This is a genomic window from Ruegeria sp. YTSA064 (genome assembly GCF_059610325.1).
Genome location: NZ_JBXWNK010000001.1, coordinates 122,283 through 145,378 on the forward strand (window position 1 = coordinate 122,283; position 23,096 = coordinate 145,378).

Annotated in this window: 20 protein-coding genes; 14 read left to right on the plus strand and 6 right to left on the minus strand. The window is 56.2% G+C overall.

What is annotated here, in order from left to right:
* Positions 1–66 precede the first annotated feature (66 nt).
* Positions 67–1,635, minus strand: a complete 1,569-nt coding sequence (glpD, locus tag AC2FI7_RS00580; RefSeq protein ID WP_029621772.1) for a glycerol-3-phosphate dehydrogenase — start codon at positions 1,633–1,635, stop codon at positions 67–69.
* Between the two features lie 192 nt (positions 1,636–1,827).
* Here glpD and AC2FI7_RS00585 point away from each other — a divergent pair, with 192 nt between their 5' ends.
* The 6 genes from AC2FI7_RS00585 (at position 1,828) to AC2FI7_RS00610 (ending at position 6,553) form a co-directional block, all read left to right on the plus strand.
* Complete coding sequence (locus tag AC2FI7_RS00585) at positions 1,828–2,589, plus strand: DeoR/GlpR family DNA-binding transcription regulator (protein ID WP_170778919.1); 762 nt, start codon at positions 1,828–1,830, stop codon at positions 2,587–2,589.
* 101 nt (positions 2,590–2,690) lie between these two features.
* Positions 2,691–2,846, plus strand: coding sequence for a DUF5993 family protein (locus AC2FI7_RS00590; protein ID WP_010439542.1), 156 nt, complete (start codon positions 2,691–2,693; stop codon positions 2,844–2,846).
* Between the two features lie 11 nt (positions 2,847–2,857).
* On the plus strand, positions 2,858–3,427 hold the full coding sequence (locus tag AC2FI7_RS00595; RefSeq protein WP_010439540.1) for a disulfide bond formation protein B: 570 nt from the start codon (positions 2,858–2,860) through the stop codon (positions 3,425–3,427).
* Between the two features lie 34 nt (positions 3,428–3,461).
* Positions 3,462–3,824, plus strand: coding sequence for a DUF3302 domain-containing protein (locus AC2FI7_RS00600; RefSeq protein ID WP_010439538.1), 363 nt, complete (start codon positions 3,462–3,464; stop codon positions 3,822–3,824).
* Positions 3,825–3,845: 21 nt separating this feature from the next.
* Positions 3,846–4,991, plus strand: coding sequence for an HlyD family secretion protein (locus AC2FI7_RS00605; protein WP_010439535.1), 1,146 nt, complete (start codon positions 3,846–3,848; stop codon positions 4,989–4,991).
* An 11-nt stretch (positions 4,992–5,002) separates the two neighbouring features.
* Positions 5,003–6,553 (plus strand): efflux transporter outer membrane subunit, encoded by a 1,551-nt coding sequence (locus tag AC2FI7_RS00610; protein WP_496815504.1) that lies wholly within the window; start codon positions 5,003–5,005, stop codon positions 6,551–6,553.
* 3 nt (positions 6,554–6,556) lie between these two features.
* On the opposite strand, the gene mprF is transcribed toward AC2FI7_RS00610, so the two are convergent.
* Together mprF and AC2FI7_RS00620 are read right to left on the minus strand one after the other, a co-directional pair.
* The gene (gene mprF / locus AC2FI7_RS00615; protein ID WP_010439532.1) at positions 6,557–9,163 is read right to left on the minus strand and encodes a bifunctional lysylphosphatidylglycerol flippase/synthetase MprF; all 2,607 of its coding nucleotides are present in this window, start codon (positions 9,161–9,163) and stop codon (positions 6,557–6,559) included.
* Between the two features lie 91 nt (positions 9,164–9,254).
* Entirely contained in the window at positions 9,255–9,683 is a 429-nt protein-coding gene (locus AC2FI7_RS00620; RefSeq protein ID WP_010439529.1) for an Lrp/AsnC family transcriptional regulator, read from the minus strand.
* Positions 9,684–9,769: 86 nt separating this feature from the next.
* On the opposite strand from AC2FI7_RS00620, the gene rocF reads away from it, so the two are divergent.
* Genes rocF through ocd form a run of 3 tightly spaced genes read left to right on the plus strand, consistent with a single transcriptional unit; the run spans position 9,770 to position 12,660 of the window.
* Positions 9,770–10,690, plus strand: coding sequence for an arginase (gene rocF, locus AC2FI7_RS00625; protein ID WP_010439528.1), 921 nt, complete (start codon positions 9,770–9,772; stop codon positions 10,688–10,690).
* Positions 10,690–11,610, plus strand: a complete 921-nt coding sequence (gene ctlX / locus AC2FI7_RS00630; protein WP_010439525.1) for a citrulline utilization hydrolase CtlX — start codon at positions 10,690–10,692, stop codon at positions 11,608–11,610. Before rocF ends, ctlX begins: the two co-directional genes overlap by 1 nt.
* Positions 11,611–11,616: 6 nt before the next feature.
* Entirely contained in the window at positions 11,617–12,660 is a 1,044-nt protein-coding gene (ocd, locus tag AC2FI7_RS00635) for an ornithine cyclodeaminase (RefSeq protein ID WP_029621767.1), read from the plus strand.
* 50 nt (positions 12,661–12,710) lie between these two features.
* Here ocd and AC2FI7_RS00640 read toward each other — a convergent pair whose 3' ends face one another.
* From AC2FI7_RS00640 to AC2FI7_RS00650, 3 genes are read right to left on the minus strand one after another with little or no spacing between them, the layout of a single operon-like run.
* On the minus strand, positions 12,711–14,114 hold the full coding sequence (locus AC2FI7_RS00640; protein WP_010439523.1) for a TRAP transporter large permease: 1,404 nt from the start codon (positions 14,112–14,114) through the stop codon (positions 12,711–12,713).
* Between the two features lie 3 nt (positions 14,115–14,117).
* Complete coding sequence (locus tag AC2FI7_RS00645) at positions 14,118–14,747, minus strand: TRAP transporter small permease subunit (RefSeq protein WP_496815509.1); 630 nt, start codon at positions 14,745–14,747, stop codon at positions 14,118–14,120.
* Between the two features lie 60 nt (positions 14,748–14,807).
* Positions 14,808–15,824: a C4-dicarboxylate TRAP transporter substrate-binding protein gene (locus tag AC2FI7_RS00650; RefSeq protein ID WP_496815511.1), complete on the minus strand. Its 1,017-nt coding sequence runs from the start codon at positions 15,822–15,824 to the stop codon at positions 14,808–14,810.
* 408 nt (positions 15,825–16,232) lie between these two features.
* On the opposite strand from AC2FI7_RS00650, the gene acs reads away from it, so the two are divergent.
* The 5 genes from acs to AC2FI7_RS00675 all read left to right on the plus strand — a co-directional run bounded on the left by acs (position 16,233) and on the right by AC2FI7_RS00675 (position 23,076).
* The gene (acs, locus tag AC2FI7_RS00655; protein ID WP_496815513.1) at positions 16,233–18,197 is read left to right on the plus strand and encodes an acetate--CoA ligase; all 1,965 of its coding nucleotides are present in this window, start codon (positions 16,233–16,235) and stop codon (positions 18,195–18,197) included.
* A 7-nt stretch (positions 18,198–18,204) separates the two neighbouring features.
* Complete coding sequence (locus AC2FI7_RS00660) at positions 18,205–18,888, plus strand: adenylate kinase (RefSeq protein WP_010439514.1); 684 nt, start codon at positions 18,205–18,207, stop codon at positions 18,886–18,888.
* Positions 18,889–19,070: 182 nt separating this feature from the next.
* Positions 19,071–19,355, plus strand: a complete 285-nt coding sequence (locus AC2FI7_RS00665) for a DUF4212 domain-containing protein (protein WP_010439512.1) — start codon at positions 19,071–19,073, stop codon at positions 19,353–19,355.
* 5 nt (positions 19,356–19,360) lie between these two features.
* Positions 19,361–21,145 (plus strand): sodium:solute symporter family protein, encoded by a 1,785-nt coding sequence (locus tag AC2FI7_RS00670; protein WP_010439509.1) that lies wholly within the window; start codon positions 19,361–19,363, stop codon positions 21,143–21,145.
* Positions 21,146–21,252: 107 nt separating this feature from the next.
* Complete coding sequence (locus tag AC2FI7_RS00675) at positions 21,253–23,076, plus strand: DUF294 nucleotidyltransferase-like domain-containing protein (RefSeq protein WP_496815516.1); 1,824 nt, start codon at positions 21,253–21,255, stop codon at positions 23,074–23,076.
* Positions 23,077–23,096 lie beyond the last annotated feature (20 nt).

A 23,096-nucleotide genomic window follows, 5' to 3' on the forward strand; every position in this document is an offset into this window, starting at 1 on the left:
AATAAAACGAATACGCCCCGCAGAACAGCGGGGCGTTTTTTTCGTGTGAAGCGACTGGTTGTTGCGTTACCGATTTGTCATCCAGTCATCGAGCCGATCAATCTGCTCGGGGCTTAGTCGTAGACCCAATTTGTTGCGGCGCCATATAACGTCCTCGGCGGTGCGCGCGTATTCCTTGTCCATCAACCAGACAAGTTCGGTCTCGGTCAGGGTCGCCCCAAAATCCTCGCCCAAATCGGTCTGATCTTTGGCCGCCCCCAGAATGTCCCAAGCTTCGGTGCCGTACGCTCGGACCAGCCGATGCGCCCAAGCTTCGGTGAGGAAAGGATAATCCGTCTGCACCTGCCGGATTAAATCTGGCGCACCATCAACGGGGAAATCTCCTCCGGGCAGCGCTACCCCGGCCGTCCAAGGCCCTGCAAGATCTGGGAAGTACTCTCCGATCTTCTCCAACGCGCTTTCCGCGAGGCGCCGGTATGTGGTGATTTTGCCGCCAAAGACATTCAGAACCGGAGCGCCGCCTGTGGCATCAACCTTCAGCGTATAGTCTCGGGTCGCTGCGGTGGCGCTGCTTGCGCCGTCATCATAAAGTGGACGCACGCCGGAATAGGTCCAGACGATATCAGCACGTGTCACCGGTTTCTTAAAATACTTCGTGGCAAATGCGCATAAGTACTCCTGCTCGGCCTCGGTGCAAACTGGCCGCTCCGATGGATCAGAATGATCCTGATCTGTGGTGCCAATCAGGGTGAAATCCTGCTCGTAAGGAATGGCAAAGATGATGCGCCCATCCTCACCCTGAAAGAAGTAGCATTTGTCGTGATCAAACAGTTTGGGCGTCACGATATGACTGCCCCGTACCAACCGGACCCCTTCGCGTGAATTTATGTGGATCTTGGTCTGAATGATATCGCCCACCCACGGGCCACCTGCATTGATCAACATCTTTGCCAGAATTGTCTCAGTCTCACCGCTCTGCTGATCACGGATCGTGATATGCCACATGTCATCAACACGCCTGGCCGCAAGAACTTCGGTCCGAACCCTGATCTTCGCGCCCCTTGCCTCAGCGTCACGGGCGTTCAGAACCACCAGCCGAGAATCTTCGACCCAGCAATCCGAGTATTCGTAGGCTGTTTCGAACTTGTCTTGCAAAGGCGCGCCCTCAGGCACAGAGCGCAGGTTCAACGCGCGCGTTCCCGGCAGGATTTTGCGGCCGCCAAGATTATCGTACAAAAACAAACCCAACCGGATCAGCCAGGCCGGGCGTCGCCCACGCATCCATGGCATCACCGTACTCAGCAATCGCGAGGTTGGCGTCTCAGAATCAAAACGCATATCGGCGTGATACGGTAACACGAAACGCATCGGCCAACTGATATGCGGCATCGCGCGCAGCAGCGTTTCCCGCTCTATCAGAGCTTCGCGGACCAAACGGAACTCAAAAAATTCCAAATACCTTAGCCCACCATGGAACAGTTTGGTCGACGCCGAGGAGGTGGCAGACGCCAGATCGTTCATCTCTGCCAAAGTGACAGACAATCCCCGCCCCGCAGCGTCCCTTGCAATTCCGCACCCGTTGATGCCGCCACCGATTATGAAAAGATCGGTTACCTGACTGCTGTCTGATGACATATCCAAACGATTCCCCAAAAGTGGCAGTTTCGATGGCATTAGCATCACAACACTTCGTATCGTCAACATAACTTTTCGTAAATGTTCGCTTGCGATCAAAATTCTCGAAATTTTTGCAATAACTGCACAATAAGTCTTGTCAGTTTCAAAAAATAGAACAAAAACGAACTATCCCAAGCGCAGAGCTGATCTATGTCACTATCCTTCCGTCAATCAGACATTCTTGAAATCGCCAATGTAGAAGGTCGCGTTACCGTCGACGGACTGGCCGAACGCTTTCAGGTGACGGTTCAGACCATCCGCCGCGACCTGTCCGAGCTATCAGATGCAGGAAAACTGGACAGGGTGCACGGAGGGGCCGTTCTGCGTTCGGGCGTGTCCAATATTGGTTACGAAGACCGGCGTGCCCTGAACCATGAGGCCAAGATTCGCATCGCCGAACGCTGCGCAGCTGATATTCCGGAAGGCAGCTCGATCTTTATGAATATCGGCACCTCGACCGAGGCCGTCGCACGACAATTGCTCGACCACAAGAACCTGATGGTCGTAACCAACAACATGAACGTGGCCAATATCCTTGTAGAGAACCCGGATTGTCAGATTGTCGTTGCAGGTGGTGTTCTGCGCCGATCGGATAGCGGGCTGGTAGGCAATCTGGCAGTTTCAACCATCCGACAATTCAAATTTGATCACGCCATAATTGGGTGCTCGGCCTTGGATTTGGACGGAGATTTGATGGATTTTGACCTACAGGAAGTACTGGTCAGCCAAACAATCATTGAACAGGCACGGCAGATCAGCCTCGTCGCTGACAATTCCAAGTTCCGCAGAACCGCACCTGCGCGCATAGCGTCGCTGGCGGATATTGATACGGTTTATACAGATTCTGACTTTCCTGAAACGCTGGCCCGGAAATGCAATGACTGGCAAACGCAAATTATGGAATGCAAATAGCCCTCCACTGCGCCTTTCGGTTGTCTTTGCTTGCCAGACCACAATCCAGATGACAAAGTCGTGATCAATTGCAATTGGCGCAAGGGGGGCGGCAGCGGACCATGATCGCGCTTTTATTTTCGTTACTTACAGTCACAATGGGATTAAATTACTTTGGCCGGACAAACGCCGGAATGGCCCTGTTTCTGATCACTCTGGCGTTGAGCGTCTATTGGCTGAAATTCCATGCCACCAGCACGCTGACCATTCAGTTGTAGGGAGCGATTCAATGACACCTGAACTGTCTCGTACCCTGAATGCCGTTGGCGCATTTGCTGTCAGCCTTGTACTGGTATTGGCCTACGCCTATCAGTTTTCGCTGAACGAGTTGCCCTGCCCGCTTTGTTTGTTGCAGAGGGTCGGCTTTGTCGCCGTCGGCGTTGGACTTGGGCTGAACCTGCTCTACCGAGCGCGCGCGCGTCACTATGCGCTGATGCTGCTTGCCGCACTTTACGGAGGCAGCGTTTCGATCCGTCAAATCCTGCTGCATATCGTACCAGGCACGGGCCACTATGGCTCTCCCGTTCTAGGACTGCACTACTACACCTGGGCCGCCATCTGCTTTTTTCTAGTCCTTCTGGGAACGGCGATCATGCTGATGTTTGACAGGCAATATGTCAGTGACGCGCAACAAGGCCCGCGTTTCGGAGGAAGCGGGTTGGCCAAGGCTGCCTTTTTCACATTGTTGGTTCTGGCAGGGCTAAACGCGATCTCGACCCTGATCGAATGTGGCCCAACCATTTGTGCGGACCCGCCGACCAGTTACAAATTGATTGACGAACTGGGCAACAACAACTGAGGATGGCACAACCTTCCCAACAGGAGGCGCGAGCATGGGACTTTTGGGGCAGCCGCTAGGCTACTATGACTATTTGACATTCGTGGCGCTTATTCTGCTGTTGGCAGCGGTGATGGCGTTGTTTCTGTTCCTCATGGGCCTGCCCGGACGGATTGCGATCAAACGCAACCACCCGCACGCCGAAGCCGTCAAGATCATGGGATGGATGGGTTTTTTGGCTATAGTCCCGTGGGTGCATGCCTTTATCTGGGCGTTCCATGACGGGGTGACAGTCGACATGCGCCGTGGTCCTGATGAAGAACGCAAAGCGATCCGGGATGAGATCAAGCGTCTTGGCGGCACCATCAAACCAGAATACCAGGACCCGCTGGACACCGACGAAACCAAGCAAGCCTAAAGCCAAAGGAATTCAGCACTCATGTTTGTCGCCCTTGGCATCACGCTGTTCTACATCATTTTTGTCTGGTTCATCTTCTTCAAGATGGAGTGGCTGAAATTCAACATCATGTGGGGGATCGTCTCGTTCTGGGTCGGCGCGCATCTGCTGCTGATCTTTTTGGTCGCGCTGCGGTTCTTTCAGCCCTTCTCAGTCGACAGTCACGTCGTGCGGTCCACCATCCAGATCGTACCGCGCCTGACACAGCCCACAATCCTGTCCGAGGTTCTGGTAGAGCCCAACACATGGGTCACGAAGGGCGATCCGCTGTATAAGTTCGACGACACGGTGTTTTCGCTGGCCGTGGACAAGGCAAATGCGCAACTGGTGGCGGCGCAGCAAAACGCGAAAATTCTCGAACAGGACGTCATAGCTGCAAGCGAGGCGGTTGAGCGTGCAAATGCGCAATTGGCGTATGCCCAAACGGAACAGGCGCGATACGAAAACCTTGTTCCGGCTGGTGGGGCACGTCAGGACGAACTAGATCGCTGGAACGAACAGGTCGCGGAAGATCAGGCGAAAATCAAAGAGGCTCAGGCCAATCTGGAAAAGGCCAACCTCGCGTTGGATTCACAGATCGACGGGGTGAATACCGGCATTCTGGAAGCTGAGGCCCAACTGGCCGAAGCAGAGTACTTTCTTGAAAACACAACGATCTACGCCCCTGAAAATGGCATGATCGTTTCGCAACAGGCCCGCCCGGGGATGGTTGTGGGAGAAATTCGTCTGGGTGCCATTGCCAGCTTTGTCACCGAAGAAGACCCCTATATTCTGGCCACCTTCCGACAGCAAAACCTCAAATTCGTAGAAGTCGGCCAACCGGTTGAAGTTGCGCTGGACCTGTACCCCGGAGAAATTCTGACCGGCAAGGTCGAAGCCGTCTGGTGGGCCACACGTCAAGGCCAATACCTGCCCTCAGGCCGCCTGCCCGGCTTTGAGCTGCCAAAACTGCCCGGTCGGATCGCTGTTCAGATCTCGGTCGATGTGCCTGAGGGGCATACTTTTCCTGCAGGTGGCCACGCTGCGGTGGCGATTTACACAGGCATGGGAAAAAGCTTTGAATTTCTGAGGCGCATCAATATCCGCCTCTATTCCTTCGCCAACTTCATCCGGCCACTGGATATCTGAGGATGCGTACGATGACACTCCGCCGGTTGTTGGGCACCGCCCTTTGCGCTGCCACCCTCGCCGCCTGTACGCCGGTTGGGCCAGATTTCGTACGCCCAAACTCACCGGTCGTGAAGCAATGGATGGAGGTCAACAACCCCAGCGCGGGTCAAAGCGGCCTGACCTCGCGCAGCGCCCCCGTTGTGCGCTGGTGGGAGACATTCAACGATCCGACGCTGAACAAACTAATCGCCGAAGCCTATGCGCAAAACCTGACCTTGCAGGTCGCCGGTGCCCGCGTACTGCAGGCCCGCGCGCAGCTTGGCATCGCATTTGGTGAGCTTTACCCGCAATCACAAGCCGTGGGCGGCTCGCTGCAACGCCGACAGATCAGCGACAACCTTGGGCCGATTTCGGATATCCGGCGTATCATCCCTTTGGACACCGAATTCTCAACCTCGCAAGTGGGTTTTGATGCGCAATGGGAGCTAGACGTTTGGGGCCAACAACGTCGCGGCGTACAGGCCGCACGGTCTAACCTTGCACTACAGGTCGCCAATTATGACGACGCTCTAGTCACGCTTACCGGGGACGTTGCAGCGCTCTATATCAACATCCGCTCCTTGCAGGAGGCTCTGCGCATCGCGCGGGAGAACATCACGATCCAGCAGGAATCGGCAGACCTCACCCAGTTACGCTTTAACAACGGCGTGACGACCGAGCTGGATGTGCAGGAATCAACCGCACTGCTCAACAACACCAAAGCGCTGGTGCCCGAGTTGGAAAGCGATATCCAACAGGCCAAGAACGCGCTTGCGGTTCTGTTGGGAAAAACGCCGTCTCAGATGGCGGGCTTGATCGGAAACTCGGGTCGCATTCCAACAGGACGCAGCAACGTAGCTGTGGGAGTCCCCGCCGAATTGCTACGGCGGCGGCCCGACGTCCGCGCCGCCGAACTTGCGGCAGCCACGCAGTCGGCGCAGGTGGGGATCGCTTTGGCTGATCTCTATCCGCAATTCATCCTGTCTGGGTCGATCGGGTTACAAGCCTCGGGCGGGCGCGATCTGTTCAGTACCAATAGTGCCACAGGATTGGCCAGTGCGGGCGTTGTCTGGAATGTCCTGAACTATGGCCGCATCAAGAACAACGTCCGCGCTCAGGATGCGGCTTATCAAGCGCTGATCGCAAATTACCAGAACACCGTGCTGACCGCTTTTTCCGAGGTCGAAAGCGCGATGGTCGCTTATGCACAGGCGCGCAAACAGGTCACCTTTTATCAGCGCAGCGTCGATGCCTCGCGCAAAGCCGCTGATATTGCCGTTGACCAGTATCGCGACGGTATCGCCAGCTACTCCCGTATCTTGAATACACAGACTGCCCTGCTACGGTCGCAGGCCAATCTGATCGAGGTGCGGCAAGAAGTCTCGTCCAATCTGGTCGCGATCTACAAAGGTTTGGGTGGCGGCTGGCAGATCCGTCAGAATCAGGAGTTCCTACCCGAGACTGTTCTGACCGAAATGGCCTATCGCACTGATTGGGGTGATCTGTTGGAGAAAACGCCAACACGCGCCAGCTTGAATTAAGCCCTATTTCGTCAAACCGCGCAGGCCACCCGAGATCAGGATGTTAACTTCGTAGAGGATACGCGGTGCCGCCAATCCGCCAGGGCTGGCCAGATAGTTGGGGCTCCATTCCGGATCGAATTTCTGCTTGAAGGCGCGCAGGCCTTCGAAGTGGTAGAACTGCTCACCATGTTCATAAACGAACCCACCGATCCGATTCCAAAGCGAGGCCAACTGCCGGTTCTCAATCCCTGAAAATGGTGCAGCGCCCAGCGAGAACCGGTGGAAACCCTGCTCGGACCCCCAAACCATCATCTCGGCGAACAGTGCGTCCATGACAAAGCTGGGGCTGTCGGGTTCGTAACGCATCAGGTCCAGAGACAATTCGGATTTGTTTCCGCCTTGAAACAGGTTGGCGAAAGCCATGATCTTGCCTGTCTCATCCCGCAGAACGGCGTGGTCAAAATAAGACAAATAGTCATCGTCGAACCCACCCAAGGCAAAGCCCTTTTCTTCACCTGCCTTCTGCGCCAACCAGTGGTCCGAGATCTTCCGAAGTTCGGGTAGCACCGGTGCAAGCTGTTCCTTGGGGATGATTTCGAACTTGTACCCTTCACGCTCGGCCCGGTTCTTGGCCTGACGAAACCGTTTGCGCGATTTTCCATCCAGAGAGAAATCCTGCAGCGGCACGCGGGCCACTTCTCCGATCTTGAGAATCGACAGACCGAGGTCCAGGAACGTCGGCAGATACGTGGTCGAGACACTGTAAAAGGCACAAAGCTTACCCTCCCGGTCGGCCATTTCTCGCAATTGCCAGATCAGTTGTTGCCCTGCCTTTTCATCTCCCACCGGCTCACCCTTGGTGATAAGCGCGTTGCCAGTATCGGCATAAGCGAGGAATGCGGTTTCGTCGGGTGAAATCAGGAATTGTTTGTCGCCCGTCAGCGAAATCTGCGACTCGGTGTCTTCACATTCCATCACAAGCCGTTCAACGACTTCGGGAATTTCAGTACGGACCGGAGCCGGAATTTCTCTCCCAAACAGAGAGTTCACCGCCACAATGCCAAGGATCACAGCGACAACAAGGCTCGAGCGTAAGAAACGTGAGGCATCGCCGCTCCAGGCAAAATCCCACCACAAGGCGTTCTCGTATTCAACATGGGAATAAGCGAACAACCCGATCCAGAAAATTACCGCCAGCAATGCGACTACACTGACCAGCCATGGGATATTCAGCCGAAAGATCGACGCACCACTAACCCGGTAGAAAGCCCCCCGGAACATCGCCAGAAGGCCAATCGTAAACAGCAAGGACAGGGCTTCGTGTGTATCCAGCCCCTTGGCGAGCGAGGCAAAGAAACCAGCCGCCATCAACAACATGGCCACCACCCATGCGCGATAGAGTTTGCGGAATAGTCCACGCGATACCAACAGCAGCAAAACGCCCACTGCGCTGCCTGCGAGGTGTGAGGCCTCGACAAACGACAAGGGCAGCACCGCACGCAGTACGCCAAGGTTTTGGGAACTGGAGGGTAAGGCACCCGAGACCAGCAAGATCACCCCGGCCACTGCCGCAACACCCGCGGCCACCATCGGGACAATGGGGCGGATTGCGCGATAAACCCAAGTCATCGCGCCCCCGATGCGTTGGCGCTGAGTCAATGCCGATGCGACCGCAATCGACAGGCTGGCAATGGCAAATGGCAAAAAAGTATAGATCAGCCGGTACAGCAGAAGTGCAGCAATGACATCAGACCGGCCCGAAGCCCCGAGGCCTGCAATCAGGGTCGCTTCGAACACGCCTATCCCGCCCGGTGCATGGCTGAGGATACCCACCGCGATCGCACCGATATAGACCGCGAAGAAATATGGATAGCCAACACCCAAATCGTCAGGCATCAATACCCAAAGCGCCATGGACGCGCCGAACAGATCGCCAACTGCGGCGACTGTCAGCAAGCTTGCCAGCTTACCACCCGGCAGGTTGAACCCAAAGCCGCCATACGCCAATCGCCGCCCACCGCTTGAAAGCCAAACAAACAGAACAATCAGCCCCGCAAGCATGCAGAGGCCTATCACAGTTTCCATTGTCTCACTGATGGGCAGGACCTTGGAAATACCGTCAGGATGGATGGTAAGCAGCAGGCCCAGAAGCAGAACCAGCCCCATCCAGAACGCCACCCACGAGGTCGCGATCACTCCCGCAACGCGCCCCAAATCCAGCCCGAGCGAGGCATAGATCCGATATCGGATCGCTGTGCCGGTGATGTAAGAGAATCCAAGGCAATTCGATACTGCGTAACCGCTCGCCCCAGCCATACCGGCAACGGGCAAAGGCACCTTTCCACCAGCCACGCTCTGCACGGCAAGGACATCATAGAATGAAAGAGACAGAAAACTGAACGCCGTCCAACACAGCGCGAAGAACATGAACTTCCCAGGCTTTGCCGCGATATCACTTTGGATATCTGACCATTTCACATGTGCAGACAGGTCGTGCAGAACCGCGAGTGCTATTCCGGTGATCAGCAGCGGAACCGCAATCTTGACCAATGGCTTTTCCAACAACCCTGTTACGCGCTCGGCTAAATTTGCCACGCGCGTCTCATTGGTGCTCGCCTTTGTGGTCATACCGTACGTCCCTGCCCTATGATCTTCAGATCAGTGTTAATTCAAAGCTTTGCACGATTCTCGAATCCGTCAAAGTGGCTTGAACAGCCTGTCACGAACGGCCCTTGCGCGTAGAAAGCAACAGGTTTGTCTCGGACCGCGTGATGCCTTCCATCCGCCTGATCTGGAACAACACTTCGTCAAGCTCGTCCAGAGTATCTGTGCCGATCTCGGCTATCAGATCCCAACTGCCATTGGTCGAGTGTACTGCCCGAACTTGCCGCATCGCAGCCAGCCGGGATCGGATCCGCTCGGTCCCGCGACCTTCGATTCCAAGCATCATCAATCCACGTACGGGGCTTTCCGACACACCCTGCCGGGTCACCACAGTGAACCCCACGATTTCGCCAGATTGTTTGAGACGCTGCAATCGGCTGCGCACAGTCGTTCGGGTTACGCCAAGCAATTCGGCCAACTCTGACAGCGATGCGCGTGCGTCCCTATGCAGGGCATTCAGCAATCTATTATCCAGTTCGTCCATACTTAATTACCAAATAGAATTTTGTTGATCCAGTTTGATCAATTTGCCCTCTTCTCTCAACTCATATCGTATCGATAGATAGACTTATGAGCAAACAGAACATCATTCTCGCCGGGATTCCGATGGATGCTGGCAAACATCGTCAGGGCTGCCGAATGGGGCCCGACGCCTACCGTGTTGCCGGGCTTGAACAAGCGCTGTCTGACCTGGGACATACCGTGACCGACATCGGCGATACTCACCCGGATCAGGTAGATGTGCCAGAAGACGCCCATCTGTTCTCGCTTCCGGAATGCGTGGGCTGGACACAGGCGTTGAGCCGGACTGCGAATGAAGTCGCAGAGCAGGGTTTGCCGATCTTTATGGGCGGCGATCACGCGCTTTCGATGGGTACGGTGACAGGGATGGCGGCACATGCGGATGAGATCGGGCGCCCGCTCTTTGTTCTTTGGTTGGATGCACACAGTGATTTTCATACACCGAGCAGTACAGATAGCGGCAATTTACATGGAACACCCGTCGCCTATTTCACCGGTCAACCGGGGTTTGAGCCCTTTCCTCCTGTAACCACTCCAATCCCAACCAATCGCGTTGGGATGATAGGATTGCGCTCGGTTGATCCAGCCGAACGCGCGGCGCTGGAAAAGGATGACGCGATGCTGGCCGATATGCGCAGCATCGATGAACACGGCATCAAGACCCCACTTCTGGCCTTTCTCGACAAAGTACGCGAGGCCAACGGCATCCTGCATGTCTCGTTGGATGTGGATTTCCTTGACCCCTCGATCGCACCAGCCGTCGGCACCACAGTCCCCGGAGGCGCGACCGAGCGTGAGGCGCATCTGGTCATGGAATTCCTGCACGAAAGCGGCCTCGTTTGTTCGCTGGACCTCGTCGAGTTGAATCCGTTCCTTGATGAGCGCGGCCGGACCGCAAAACTGATGGTCGATCTTGCGGCCTCGCTTATGGGTCGTCGCATCTTCGATCGCCCGACCCGGAGTTTCTGATGATATCTCTTCAATCTCCTTCGGCTGTAGTGATGGTGCGCCCCCATGCATTCGCGTCGAATCCAGAAACCCGAGACGACAATGCGTTTCAAACGCTGGCAAATCGATCTGCCGCAGCGACTTCAGCGGCTGCGCGGGATGAGCATGACAAAGCAGTAGAACAGCTTCACGCTGCTGGTGTGACCGTTCATGTGTTTGACGATGAAGGTGAGCGCGATACACCCGACAGCGTGTTCCCAAACAACTGGTTTTCGACTCATCCCGGCGGTCATGTCGCCGTATATCCGATGTTCGTACCATCGCGCCGGCGCGAGAGACGCGCAGATGTGATCGAGTTGCTGAAGCGTGAATATCGAGTGCAAGACGTCATCGACTATTCCGGCCTCGAACACGACGACCTCGCGCTTGAGGGAACGGGCGCAATGGTTCTGGATCACGTTGGGCGTATTGCTTACACCGTTCGGTCCAACCGCGCCGATCCGGTGTTGTTGGAGCGCTTCTGTACGCATTTCAACTATGAGCCGATCGCGTTCGATGCAAAGGATGCCGAAGGACGCGATGTCTATCACACCAATGTTCTGTTGGGGATCGGGACGCACTACGCGCTGATCTGTTTGGACATGATTTCCGACCCAGAACGTCGGGCAACAGTTCGGGCACGGCTCGAGGAGTCTGGTCGTACTGTCATCGATCTGTCTCATGAACAGATCGCAGATTTTGCAGGAAACGCGATTGAGCTTAGCGGCAACGATGGTCTTGTTTTGGCGCTGTCCAGCCGTGCGCTAATGGCTCTTACGCCCGCTCAAGTCGCGGTTATCGAAGCCAGCGCAACTCCGCTGCCGCTCTCGGTTCCCACAATTGAAACAGCCGGTGGATCCGTACGTTGTATGATCGCTGGTATCCATCTTTCCCGCCGATAGGAGTCTTTGATGCAACCCTCTGATAAGGCCCTCGTGCCGTTTGTATCCGTCGACAACATGATGCGTCTGGTTCACCACGTCGGGGTCGAACAGATGATCAAACAGATTGCTGCGCAGATCGAAGCTGATTTCAAACGCTGGGAGAGTTTTGATAAAACGCCCCGCATCCCGGCTCACTCACCGCACGGCGTAATTGAACTGATGCCAACCTCGGATGGTGAGGCTTACGGGTTCAAATACGTAAACGGTCACCCCAAGAACACGTCTGAGGGCCTGCAAACCGTTACAGCGTTTGGCCTGCTGGCTGATGTTTATACCGGCTACCCGACATTATTGACCGAAATGACTATGCTGACCGCACTGCGGACGGCGGCAACCTCGGCGCTGGTTGGCAAATACCTCGCGCCCAAATCCGCGACGACGATGGCCATGATCGGAAACGGAGCGCAATCCGAGTTCCAGTGCCTCGCATTCAAGGCCATGTGCGGGATCGATACTGTCCGGCTTTATGACACCGATGCGAACGCGACTGCGAAATGCGCGGCCAACCTCAAGGGCAAGGGGCTGACGGTTGCGCCCTGCAAGACGCCAGAGGACGCGATCGAAGGCGCTCAGATCATAACGACCTGCACCGCAGACAAGAAATACGCCACCATCCTGACAGACAATATGGTCGGCCCCGGCGTCCACATCAACGCGATTGGCGGCGATTGCCCCGGCAAAACCGAACTGCACCGCGATATCCTTCTGCGCTCAAAAATCTTTGTAGAATACCCCGAGCAAACGCGGATCGAAGGTGAAATACAGGCTCTGGAGGATGATTACCCGGTCACCGAGATGTGGGAAGTGATGACCGGACAGGCCAAAGGCCGCACCGACGATCGACAGATCACGTTGTTTGACAGTGTAGGTTTCGCAATCGAAGATTTTTCAGCACTACGATACATTAAAAGTGCAATTGAAGGCACTGATTTCTATGAAGCATTGGATATGCTAGCAGACCCTGACGACCCAAGGGACCTGTTTGGGATGTTGATGCGGGCAGGATAAAGAACCCGCACATCAATAACTGTGCCCCGGCCTTTGGCCGGGGCTTTTTCTTATCCGGCCAGCGATGGCAAGTATAGAACGATCCCCGGAAAAGCCACTAGCAGCGCGATGGTCAGAGCATCTGCAATGAAGAAAGGTGTCACACCCTTGAACACATCCTGAACGCTGAGATCAGGCCGCACCCCGGCAACGACAAAACAATTCAGGCCGATGGGTGGTGTGATCAGGCAGAACTCGGCCATTTTCACCACCAGGATACCAAACCAGATCGCACACATCGGCCCGGACATGCCAAAAGCGCTGTCTGCGGCGCTGACGGCCTCTCCCCCATTCAGGGCCATAACGGCGGGATACACGACAGGCAGTGTCAAAAGCAGCATGCCGATCGCATCCATGAACATGCCCAGCACAGCATAGGCCAGCAAGATGCAGATCAGGATCAGCATCGGCGACATCTCGAGCGAGGTGATCCAGTCGGAAAACGCTCCGGGCAGATCAGCGAACCCTAGAAAGCGGACATAAATCAGAACGCCCCAGATGATCGCAAAGATCATGGCGGTCAGTTTGGCGGTTTCAAGCAAGGCCGACTTGAACTCTGGCCAGCGCATCCCGTGGATCAGGGCAAAGCAGAACACGATGAAGGCACCGATGGCTCCGCCCTCGGTCGGGGTGCCCCAGGCCTTGTCGCCGAAAGGGTTGTAAACAAAGCAGATTATGATGAGGATCACCGCCACGATGGGCAATGCGCCCGGAAGCGCCGCAAATCGTTGTTTCCAGGTAAATCCTGTCACAGGCGGCCCGACGGATTTGAAAATCACGGCGATGCCAACGATCAACAACCCATAAATCACCGCCGAGAACGCACCGGGAATAAAACCCGCAAGCAACAGTTTTCCCACGTCCTGCTCGACAATTATGGCGTAGATCACAAGGATCGCAGACGGCGGAATAAGAGAAGCCAAGGTCCCACCAGCGGCGACCACCCCGGCGGCGAAACGTTTGTTATACCCTACGGACAGCATCTCGGGGATGGCGATGCGCGCAAAGACAGCTGATGTGGCGACCGAGGCACCTGAGACCGCTGCAAAACCGGCGGTCGCAAAGATTGTTGAAACGGCCAAACCGCCAGGCACCCAAGCCACCCAGCGTTTTGCCGCCTCAAACAAGGCGCGGGTCAGGCCAGCGTAATAAGCAAGATAGCCAATCAGTATGAATGTTGGGATCAGGCTGAGTGTATGCGATGCCACCTTAGAGTGCGGCACCTGCCCGGCTGTTTTGACTGCGACCGTCAGCGCTTTGCCAAATCGCCCAGGATCATACCCAAACTTGGCCCAGAATATCCAAATAAGGCCAATCAAGCCTGCCAAACCAGCGGCGAATGCCACCCGCATGCCCGTGACGACCAGGATCAGCAGACCGGCAGTGACCCAAAGGCCGATATCAATCGTATCCATGGGTCAGTTACGTCCTTCGAATTGTTCGGCCTCGGCTGCAGCCTGCGCAGCGGCATCCTGTATCAGCGGTACGGCCACCGGGGAATCGAGCCCTAGCAAGAAGGCGCGTCCATAGCCCCAGACCTGCAAGATCAGCCGGGCACAAAGAACCGAAAAAGCAACGGGTGCCAACAGCTTGGCTGGCCAAATAGGTATCCCGATATCGATTGAGCTGTCGCGGCTCCACATCGGGGCGCCAAAATCAAAGGAGCGGTCGAAATGGGACCAACTGCCCCAAACCAGTGCCAGCATCAGCAGCAGGATCAACAGAACCGAGATCAGTTCAAACAACCACAGCGCCCGCCCTTTCAGGCGCGAGATCGCGATATCCATACGGATGTGCCCGCCATCGCGTTGCACAAACGAAATGCCCAGAAACGCGATCAGGGGCATCGCCTGTTCTATCCAGTCAATATAGCCGGGCAACGGCGCATTCAAGGCGTTTCGGCCGCTGACTGACACAACAGCCAGCACCATCAGTCCGAAGACCGCAAATCCACTGATCAACGCCATAAAGCGCTCCAGTCGCAACAATCGGTGATCCAGCCGACTTAGAAGACTGCCATCCTCAAGCACCGTGGCATGTCCTGCCATCTCAGCAATCCTTTGATTGTAGCAAAGGCCGGGTGCCCAATGACACCCGGCGAAGGGCGATTAGTTACCGCCGCGTTGCTGTTGCAGTGTTGCCTGCACCAGATCGTACAGGTCCTGCGCTGGTAGACCCTGAGCAGTCATATCCTCGATCCATTTCGCCCGGATCGGATCAGCGGCCTTGGCGCGAAACTCTTCAAGCACGGCGTCGTCAATCTCGACCTTTTCAACGCCCTTTTCTTCCAGAACGCCGTCCCACTTTTCAAGCAGTCCACCGTAGTTGGCCAGATAATGTGCGATCGCCTCATCAATCGAGCTATCAAGCGCCTCACGGTGTTCCACTGGCAGGGCTTCATAGGCGTCTATATTTACCACAACTGGGCAATTCACGGTTCCCGGATTGAGGTTCGCCGTCCACCAGTCGGCTTCGTTGATGGTTCCAAACGACAGATGCGCGTGCTGAGCGAAGGCCACTGTATCGACCACGCCCGATTCCATCGCATTGTAGGCTTCGGTTGCTGGCACGGACGTAGGTACTCCACCAACCGCTTCAAATGCTTGCCCCAAACCACCGGTGGCACGAACACGCATCCCGTCGAATTCGGCAAGTTCATCACGAGGGTCACCGGTGCCAACAAGGTTATATTGAGGCATCGGCGAGGTCATGATGATACGCGCGTTCCATTGCGCCATCTCATCTTTGACCGCCGGGTGATCATAAACCGCGTGGCTGACAGCCACTTCTTCATCCAGTGTGTTCACACCCAGGAAGGGCAGTTCCAGAACAGTGATCGCGCGGTTCTTGTCGCGGTGGTAGCCCGCGCAGAACTGCGCCATCTCAAACGCACCAATCTCGATCCCGTCCAGATTTTCCTTGGGCTTCGACAGGCCACCATAGCTGACATTGATGGTGAAATCGCCGCCAGTTTTCTCGTTCACCAGTTCAGCCAGTTTTTCAACATGTTCGGTAAAAGCACGACGTTTACCCCAGACCGAGGCATTCCATTCGGTCGCGGCTGCCTCGGTGACAAACGCCACGCTCAGGGCGGCAAAGGCCGCACCACTCAGTATCTTATTCATTGTGATCTCTCCCATAGATGCGCGCCCTATCGAGGCGCTTGAAAGAGAAGCTAGCGCCTAGTCTGGAATCTGCCAACCCCTGCTTGGATAAGCGGTGTTACCGCAATCAATTCAGCTCAACAAAATGGGGCGATACACTAATATTCCAGAACTGATCCGGTGAGCATTTTGTATGTTACAGATACATTATTGTTATTATTATACAATTACCAGTAATTTCATATTTATTTACAAATAACGCGATTATTCTGAAACTTATTTACAAAGAAGTTCAAGGATTATCGCAATTTATTTATTTCTTTTCTGATCTCCGTATTATTCAACTCGGGGAGGAAATGGATCGACATTGTCTGATCGGCTGGCAATATCGGTCCCATGCAATCCAGTCCAGAGGGAGGAGCCTCAAAAATGACCACCGCTGCCCAGGCAGATGCCAAGACATATCCGCCATCCGCAGAAACCATCGCCCGTGCGCATGTCGACGCCGACAAATACGCAGATATGTATGCCGCGTCGATCAACAACCCTGAGGCGTTTTGGGATGAGCAAGGCAAGCGCGTTGACTGGATCAAGCCCTACACTCAGGTCAAAGACGTCAGCTATGAATTTGGTTCGGTTGGCATAAATTGGTATGCGGACGGTACGCTGAACGTCTCGGCCAACTGCTTGGACCGTCATTTGAAGACGCGTGGCGATCAGACAGCCATTATCTGGGAGCCAGATGATCCAAATGACACGGCTCAGCATATTTCCTATGCCGAACTGCATCGCCGCACGTGCCGGATGGCCAACATCCTTGAGTCGATGGGTGTACGCAAAGGCGACCGCGTTGTCATCTATCTGCCAATGATCCCCGAAGCTGCTTACGCGATGCTGGCTTGTGCACGGATCGGAGCGATTCATTCGATTGTATTTGCCGGATTTTCACCCGATGCGTTGGCGGCACGTATCAACGGCTGCGACGCCAAAGTCGTCATCACTGCCGACGAGGCACCCCGTGGTGGCCGCAAGACCCCGCTGAAGTCGAACGCAGACGCTGCATTGCTGCACTGTAAGGACACAGTGAAATGCTTGGTTGTTAAACGCACTGGCGGGCAAACCACGTGGATTGACGGTCGTGACTACGATTACAACGAAATGGCGCTTGAGGCGGACGACTATTGTGCACCCGCTGAGATGAACGCGGAAGACCCGCTGTTCATCCTCTATACCTCCGGTTCGACAGGTCAGCCCAAGGGCGTTGTTCATACGACCGGTGGCTATTTGGTCTATGCGGCCATGACGCATGAGATCACGTTCGATTATCACGAAGGCGACATTTACTGGTGCACTGCGGATGTGGGCTGGGTCACTGGCCACAGCTATATCGTCTATGGCCCATTGGCCAACGGTGCGACCACACTGATGTTCGAAGGTGTACCCACCTACCCGGATGCTTCACGCTTCTGGCAAGTTTGCGAAAAGCACAAGGTGAACCAGTTCTATACCGCCCCAACTGCGTTGCGCGCTCTGATGGGGCAAGGCAACGAGTGGGTCGAGAAGTGCGACCTGAGCGACCTGCGCACGTTGGGCACGGTCGGCGAGCCGATCAATCCGGAGGCCTGGAACTGGTACAACGAAGTGGTCGGCGGTGGACGTTGCCCGATCGTTGACACCTGGTGGCAGACCGAAACTGGCGGTCACTTGATGACCCCCCTGCCAGGTGCTCACGCGATGAAGCCCGGCTCGGCAATGAAACCCTTCTTCGGCATTCAGCCCGTGGTTCTGGACCCTCAGTCCGGTGTTGAGATCGAAGGCAATGGTGTCGAAGGCGTTCTGTGCATCAAGGACAGCTGGCCCGGTCAGATGCGCACCGTTTGGGGCGATCATGAGCGGTTCGAAAAGACCTATTTCTCGGATTACAAAGGCTACTACTTCACAGGCGACGGCTGCCGTCGGGATGAGGATGGCGATTACTGGATCACCGGCCGCGTCGATGATGTGATCAACGTCTCGGGTCACCGGATGGGTACTGCCGAAGTGGAAAGTGCGCTGGTGGCACATGCCGCCGTGGCCGAGGCCGCCGTTGTCGGATATCCACATGAAATCAAAGGACAAGGCATCTATTGCTATGTCACGTTGATGAATGATCGCGAGCCTTCGGATGATCTACTGAAGGAGTTGCGCACTTGGGTCCGGACCGAGATCGGCCCGATCGCCAGCCCGGATGTGATCCAGTGGGCTCCTGGCCTGCCCAAGACACGCTCGGGCAAGATCATGCGCCGCATCCTGCGCAAGATTGCCGAGAACGACTTTGGCTCGCTTGGGGATACTTCCACACTGGCCGATCCTTCGGTGGTCGAAGACCTGATCGTAAACCGCGCGAACAAGTGAGGATGTGATGGACGCTGCCACGACCATATCCCCCGCCGTTCTGATCCTTCTCGGCCCTCCGGGCGCCGGGAAGGGCACGCAGGCCCGTATGTTGGAAGAGAAGTTCGGGCTTGTACAACTCAGCACCGGTGATCTGCTGCGCGACGCGGTTGCCGCAGGCACTGATGCCGGTAATGCGGCCAAAGCGGTAATGGAGGCCGGTGATCTTGTCAGCGACGGGATCGTCATCGCTATCCTGCGCGACCGCATGGCGGAACCGGACTGCTCCAAGGGCGTCATTCTTGATGGGTTCCCGCGCACTACGGTTCAGGCCGAAGCGCTGGATGGATTGCTTGCGTCTTCAGATCAGAAGATCAACGCGGCCATCAGCCTTGAGGTTGAAGACGCCGAGATGGTAACCCGGATTTCAGGCCGTTACACCTGTGCCGGATGTGGCGAAGGCTATCACGACACGTACAAGCAGCCTATCGAAGATGGCAAATGCGATAAGTGCGGCCACACCGAGTTCAAGCGCCGTGCTGATGACAATGCCGAGACTGTAGCCTCGCGGCTGGCGGCCTATCACGCGCAGACCGCGCCGCTGATTGACTACTATCAGGCCCATGGCGTGCTGAAAGGCATCGATGCCATGGGTCAGATCGACGACATCGCGCAAGACCTTCAAGGGATTGTTAGCGAAGTCATGAATTAAGGGGAGGAGACAAGCCCTAGGGCTTTGATCCTAAATCAGAATACTTCGATGGACCCGCCTTGGCGGACCAGAGAAGTTATGCCTGACGTCACGGGGCGTTTGGCACAACCGAGAAGCGGCCCACCGCACTGGAGGAGTTGGGCAATGGGCCGCCAATGAGGGAAGCGAAGGAGGAACCCGCGATGGCGGATCATTCAACAAACTCCGCGCAGACTGCCGAAGCCGACAAGGGCTATTGGCAGGCCAACCTGCGCCTCATCTACATCAGCCTCGCGATTTGGGCGCTGGTGTCGTTTGGATTCGGCATTCTGCTGCGTCCGCTGCTGTCTGGCATCGCCGTTGGCGGTACAGATCTGGGCTTTTGGTTCGCTCAGCAAGGATCGATCCTGGTCTTTCTGGTGCTGATCTTCAACTACGCCTGGCGCATGAACAAGCTCGACGCTGAACACGGCGTGGACGAGGAGTAAGAGCCATGGATCAGTTTACCATCAACCTGCTGTTTGTGGGCGCGTCCTTTGCGCTTTACATCGGCATCGCGATCTGGGCCCGTGCGGGTTCCACATCGGAATTCTATGCCGCCGGTCGCGGCATTCACCCGGTCACCAACGGTATGGCGACAGCGGCAGACTGGATGTCTGCGGCCTCGTTCATCTCGATGGCGGGTCTGATTGCTTTTACCGGCTATGACAACTCAACCTTTCTGATGGGTTGGACCGGTGGCTACGTGCTGCTGGCTCTGCTGCTTGCGCCTTATCTGCGTAAGTTCGGCAAATACACCGTGTCGGAATTCATCGGCGACCGCTTCTACAGCCAGACAGCTCGCATCGTTGCCGTGATTTGCCTGATCGTTGCCTCGGTGACCTATGTGATTGGTCAGATGACTGGCGTGGGCGTGGCCTTCGGCCGCTTCCTCGAAGTGTCCAACACCTCGGGTCTGCTAATCGGTGCCGCTGTTGTGTTTGCCTACGCGGTGTTTGGCGGGATGAAGGGCGTGACCTACACTCAGGTCGCTCAGTACTGCGTGCTGATCACCGCCTATACTATCCCGGCCATCTTCATCTCGTTGCAGCTGACCGGTACGCCGGTTCCGGCGCTGGGTCTGTTTGGTGACACCGCAAGCGGTGAACCGTTGCTGACCAAGCTGGACGCCATCGTGACCGAGCTGGGCTTCAACGAATACACAGCACACCACTCGAACACGCTGAACATGGTGCTGTTCACCCTATCGCTGATGATCGGTACAGCGGGTCTGCCGCACGTCATCATGCGCTTCTTCACCGTTCCTAAGGTATCTGACGCACGTTGGTCGGCTGGCTGGGCGCTGGTCTTCATCGCGCTGCTGTACCTGACCGCCCCTGCGGTTGGTGCCATGGCGCGTCTGAACATCAGTGACATGATGTGGCCCAATGGCGGCATCGAAGGTGGCGCTGTCTCGGTCGAAGATATAGACAACGATCCGCGCTATGATTGGATGGCTACTTGGCAGAAAACCGGTCTGTTGGATTGGGAAGACAAGAACGGCGACGGCAAGATTCAGTACTACAACGACAAGAATGCCGACATGCAGGCGCTTGCCGAAGAAAAAGGCTGGGTCGGAAACGAGCTAACCAAGTTCAACCGCGACATCCTGGTTCTGGCCAACCCCGAGATTGCCAACCTGCCTGGTTGGGTAATCGGTCTGGTCGCAGCCGGTGGTCTTGCGGCTGCTCTGTCTACCGCTGCGGGTCTACTGCTGGCAATTTCGTCGGCCGTGTCCCACGACCTTGTCAAAGGTGCAATCAACCCGTCGATCTCTGAAAAGGGTGAACTTCTAGCGGCGCGGATTGCCATGGCTGTAGCCATCGTTGTTGCAACCTATCTGGGTCTCAACCCTCCGGGCTTTGCGGCGCAGACGGTTGCATTGGCCTTCGGTCTGGCGGCTGCCTCGATCTTCCCGGCGCTGATGATGGGGATCTTCTCGACCCGCATCAACAACACCGGTGCGGTCGCAGGTATGCTGGCTGGTCTGACCGTAACCCTGGTCTACATCTTCCTGCATAAGGGCTGGCTGTTCATTCCGGGCACCAACTCGTTCACCGATGCTGACCCACTTCTGGGTCCGATCAAGTCGACCTCGTTCGGCGCCATCGGTGCGATGATCAACTTTGCGGTCGCCTACTTTGTCGCGGGCGCTACCAAAGAGACTCCGCAGGAGATCAAAGATATGGTCGAAAGCATTCGCATTCCCCGTGGTGCGGGCGCAGCTCAGGATCACTGAGTGTGATGCGGTCGGCGGCTCTTGTCTTCGATCGCGTCTTTCGACTTACTGTTCCCGCCCGGCACACCACCGGGCGGGATTTTTATTCGGAACTCCGGAGAGCGTAAATGCCCCTGTCTCATGACGAAATCACCCGGTTTCTGAAATCTGTGCACCCCTATGACGCCTTGCCCCAAGATGCTTTGGACGAGTTGGTCCAGCAGATCGAAGTGCGCGAGGTCGATGCCGATGGCAGCATTTACCAGTTGGGCAATGCTCTGCCCGGCGTCTTTGTTATCTACGAAGGACAGGTGGAGATTACAGATGAAAACGGCGCTGTCGTTTCGCATCTCGGTTTGCGCAATTCCTTCGGTGAGCGCGGATTGCTGAAGGATGGCAAGGCCGCAACCCATGCGCGCGCGCATACACCGTCGGTGCTGATCGTGCTGCCACCAGATCTGGTGAAAAACCTGATCGACGGGCACGATGTGGTGTCCAAATTTTTCGACCGCACGCGCGGTGGGCGCAGTGGGCCACAAAGCCTGGCCACAAGTGCAATTGACATTTTGATGGCGCGCGACCCTGCCACCTGCCCGCCTGATACTCCGGTTCAAGACGCCGCGCAGATCATGCGCGACCGACATATCTCATCCCTCTGCGTGACTGAGGATGAAAAGTTGCTGGGCATCGCGACCCTGCGCGATATCTCGGGTAAATTCGTCGCCGAGTCGATGCCAGCAGACACTGCGGTTTCAGCCATCATGACCACCAACCCGATCACGCTGTCCCCCACCGATATCGGCTCGGACGTGCTGCATGTGATGATGGAGCGTGGCATTGGGCATATCCCGATTTCCGAGGCCGGGCGGTTGGTTGGCATCGTCACTCAAACCGACCTCACCCGTTATCAGGCGGTCAATTCTGCCGAGTTGGTGGGCCGGATCGCCCGCGCCAATACTGCCGATGAGATGGCTACAGTCACTGCCGAGATACCCCAACTGCTGGTTCAACTCGTTGCAGGCGGCAACCGGCACGAGATCGTGACACGACTGATCACCGACATTGCTGACACCGCAACACGGCGCTTGCTGGCACTGGCCGAGGCCGAGCTTGGGGCACCTCCGGTGCCATACCTGTGGCTGGCCTGCGGCTCGCAAGGACGGCAGGAGCAGACCGGTGTTTCGGATCAGGACAATTGCCTGATGCTGGATGACAGCGTAACCGAAAACGACATGGCGTACTTCGCCGAGCTGGCGAAATTTGTGTCGGACGGGCTGGACACCTGCGGGTATTTCTATTGCCCCGGCGACATGATGGCGACAAACCCACGTTGGTGCCAACCAGTCAGGGTCTGGCGCGATTACTTCAAAGGATGGATCGACCGGCCGAACCCTGAGGCACAGATGCTGGCCTCAGTCATGTTCGATCTACGCCCGATCGGGGGCAATTTCGACCTGTTCACTGATCTGCAGTCCGAGACTTTGGCCAATGCCAGCGCAAACTCGATCTTCGTGGCGCACATGATCTCGAATTCGCTGAAACACACGCCACCATTGGGGCTGCTGCGCGGTTTTGCAACGATCCGGTCGGGTGAGCACCGCAATACGCTGGACCTCAAGCACAATGGCGTCGTGCCTGTGGTTGATCTGGCACGCATCTACAGCCTTCAGGGTCAGTTAACCGAGGCCAACACACGCGCGCGGCTCAGCGCTGCTGAGGCTGCTGGTGTCCTAAGCGCTACTGGAGCACGCGATCTTTTGGACGCCTATGACCTCATCGCTGAAACCCGGCTTGAACATCAGGCACGTCTGGTCAAGGTCGGTGATGCGCCCGACAACTACCTTCCCCCGGCTGACCTGTCCGACTTTGAGCGAAGTCATCTCCGCAACGCCTTTGTCGTGATAAAAACGATGCAATCGGCGGTTGGACACGGCAAGGGAATGCTGGGGTAAGCAACTGGAAATGAACGGAG

Excerpts from the sequence above, each read along its gene's own strand:
- glpD (WP_029621772.1), bottom strand. The coding sequence starts at position 1,635 with ATGTCATCAGACAGCAGTCAGGTAACCGATCTTTTCATAATCGGTGGC.
- AC2FI7_RS00585 (WP_170778919.1), top strand. The coding sequence starts at position 1,828 with ATGTCACTATCCTTCCGTCAATCAGACATTCTTGAAATCGCCAATGTA.
- AC2FI7_RS00590 (WP_010439542.1), top strand. The coding sequence starts at position 2,691 with ATGATCGCGCTTTTATTTTCGTTACTTACAGTCACAATGGGATTAAAT.
- AC2FI7_RS00595 (WP_010439540.1), top strand. The coding sequence starts at position 2,858 with ATGACACCTGAACTGTCTCGTACCCTGAATGCCGTTGGCGCATTTGCT.
- AC2FI7_RS00600 (WP_010439538.1), top strand. The coding sequence starts at position 3,462 with ATGGGACTTTTGGGGCAGCCGCTAGGCTACTATGACTATTTGACATTC.
- AC2FI7_RS00605 (WP_010439535.1), top strand. The coding sequence starts at position 3,846 with ATGTTTGTCGCCCTTGGCATCACGCTGTTCTACATCATTTTTGTCTGG.
- AC2FI7_RS00610 (WP_496815504.1), top strand. The coding sequence starts at position 5,003 with ATGACACTCCGCCGGTTGTTGGGCACCGCCCTTTGCGCTGCCACCCTC.
- mprF (WP_010439532.1), bottom strand. The coding sequence starts at position 9,163 with ATGACCACAAAGGCGAGCACCAATGAGACGCGCGTGGCAAATTTAGCC.
- AC2FI7_RS00620 (WP_010439529.1), bottom strand. The coding sequence starts at position 9,683 with ATGGACGAACTGGATAATAGATTGCTGAATGCCCTGCATAGGGACGCA.
- rocF (WP_010439528.1), top strand. The coding sequence starts at position 9,770 with ATGAGCAAACAGAACATCATTCTCGCCGGGATTCCGATGGATGCTGGC.
- ctlX (WP_010439525.1), top strand. The coding sequence starts at position 10,690 with ATGATATCTCTTCAATCTCCTTCGGCTGTAGTGATGGTGCGCCCCCAT.
- AC2FI7_RS00640 (WP_010439523.1), bottom strand. The coding sequence starts at position 14,114 with ATGGATACGATTGATATCGGCCTTTGGGTCACTGCCGGTCTGCTGATC.
- AC2FI7_RS00645 (WP_496815509.1), bottom strand. The coding sequence starts at position 14,747 with ATGGCAGGACATGCCACGGTGCTTGAGGATGGCAGTCTTCTAAGTCGG.
- AC2FI7_RS00650 (WP_496815511.1), bottom strand. The coding sequence starts at position 15,824 with ATGAATAAGATACTGAGTGGTGCGGCCTTTGCCGCCCTGAGCGTGGCG.
- acs (WP_496815513.1), top strand. The coding sequence starts at position 16,233 with ATGACCACCGCTGCCCAGGCAGATGCCAAGACATATCCGCCATCCGCA.
- AC2FI7_RS00660 (WP_010439514.1), top strand. The coding sequence starts at position 18,205 with ATGGACGCTGCCACGACCATATCCCCCGCCGTTCTGATCCTTCTCGGC.
- AC2FI7_RS00665 (WP_010439512.1), top strand. The coding sequence starts at position 19,071 with ATGGCGGATCATTCAACAAACTCCGCGCAGACTGCCGAAGCCGACAAG.
- AC2FI7_RS00670 (WP_010439509.1), top strand. The coding sequence starts at position 19,361 with ATGGATCAGTTTACCATCAACCTGCTGTTTGTGGGCGCGTCCTTTGCG.
- AC2FI7_RS00675 (WP_496815516.1), top strand. The coding sequence starts at position 21,253 with ATGCCCCTGTCTCATGACGAAATCACCCGGTTTCTGAAATCTGTGCAC.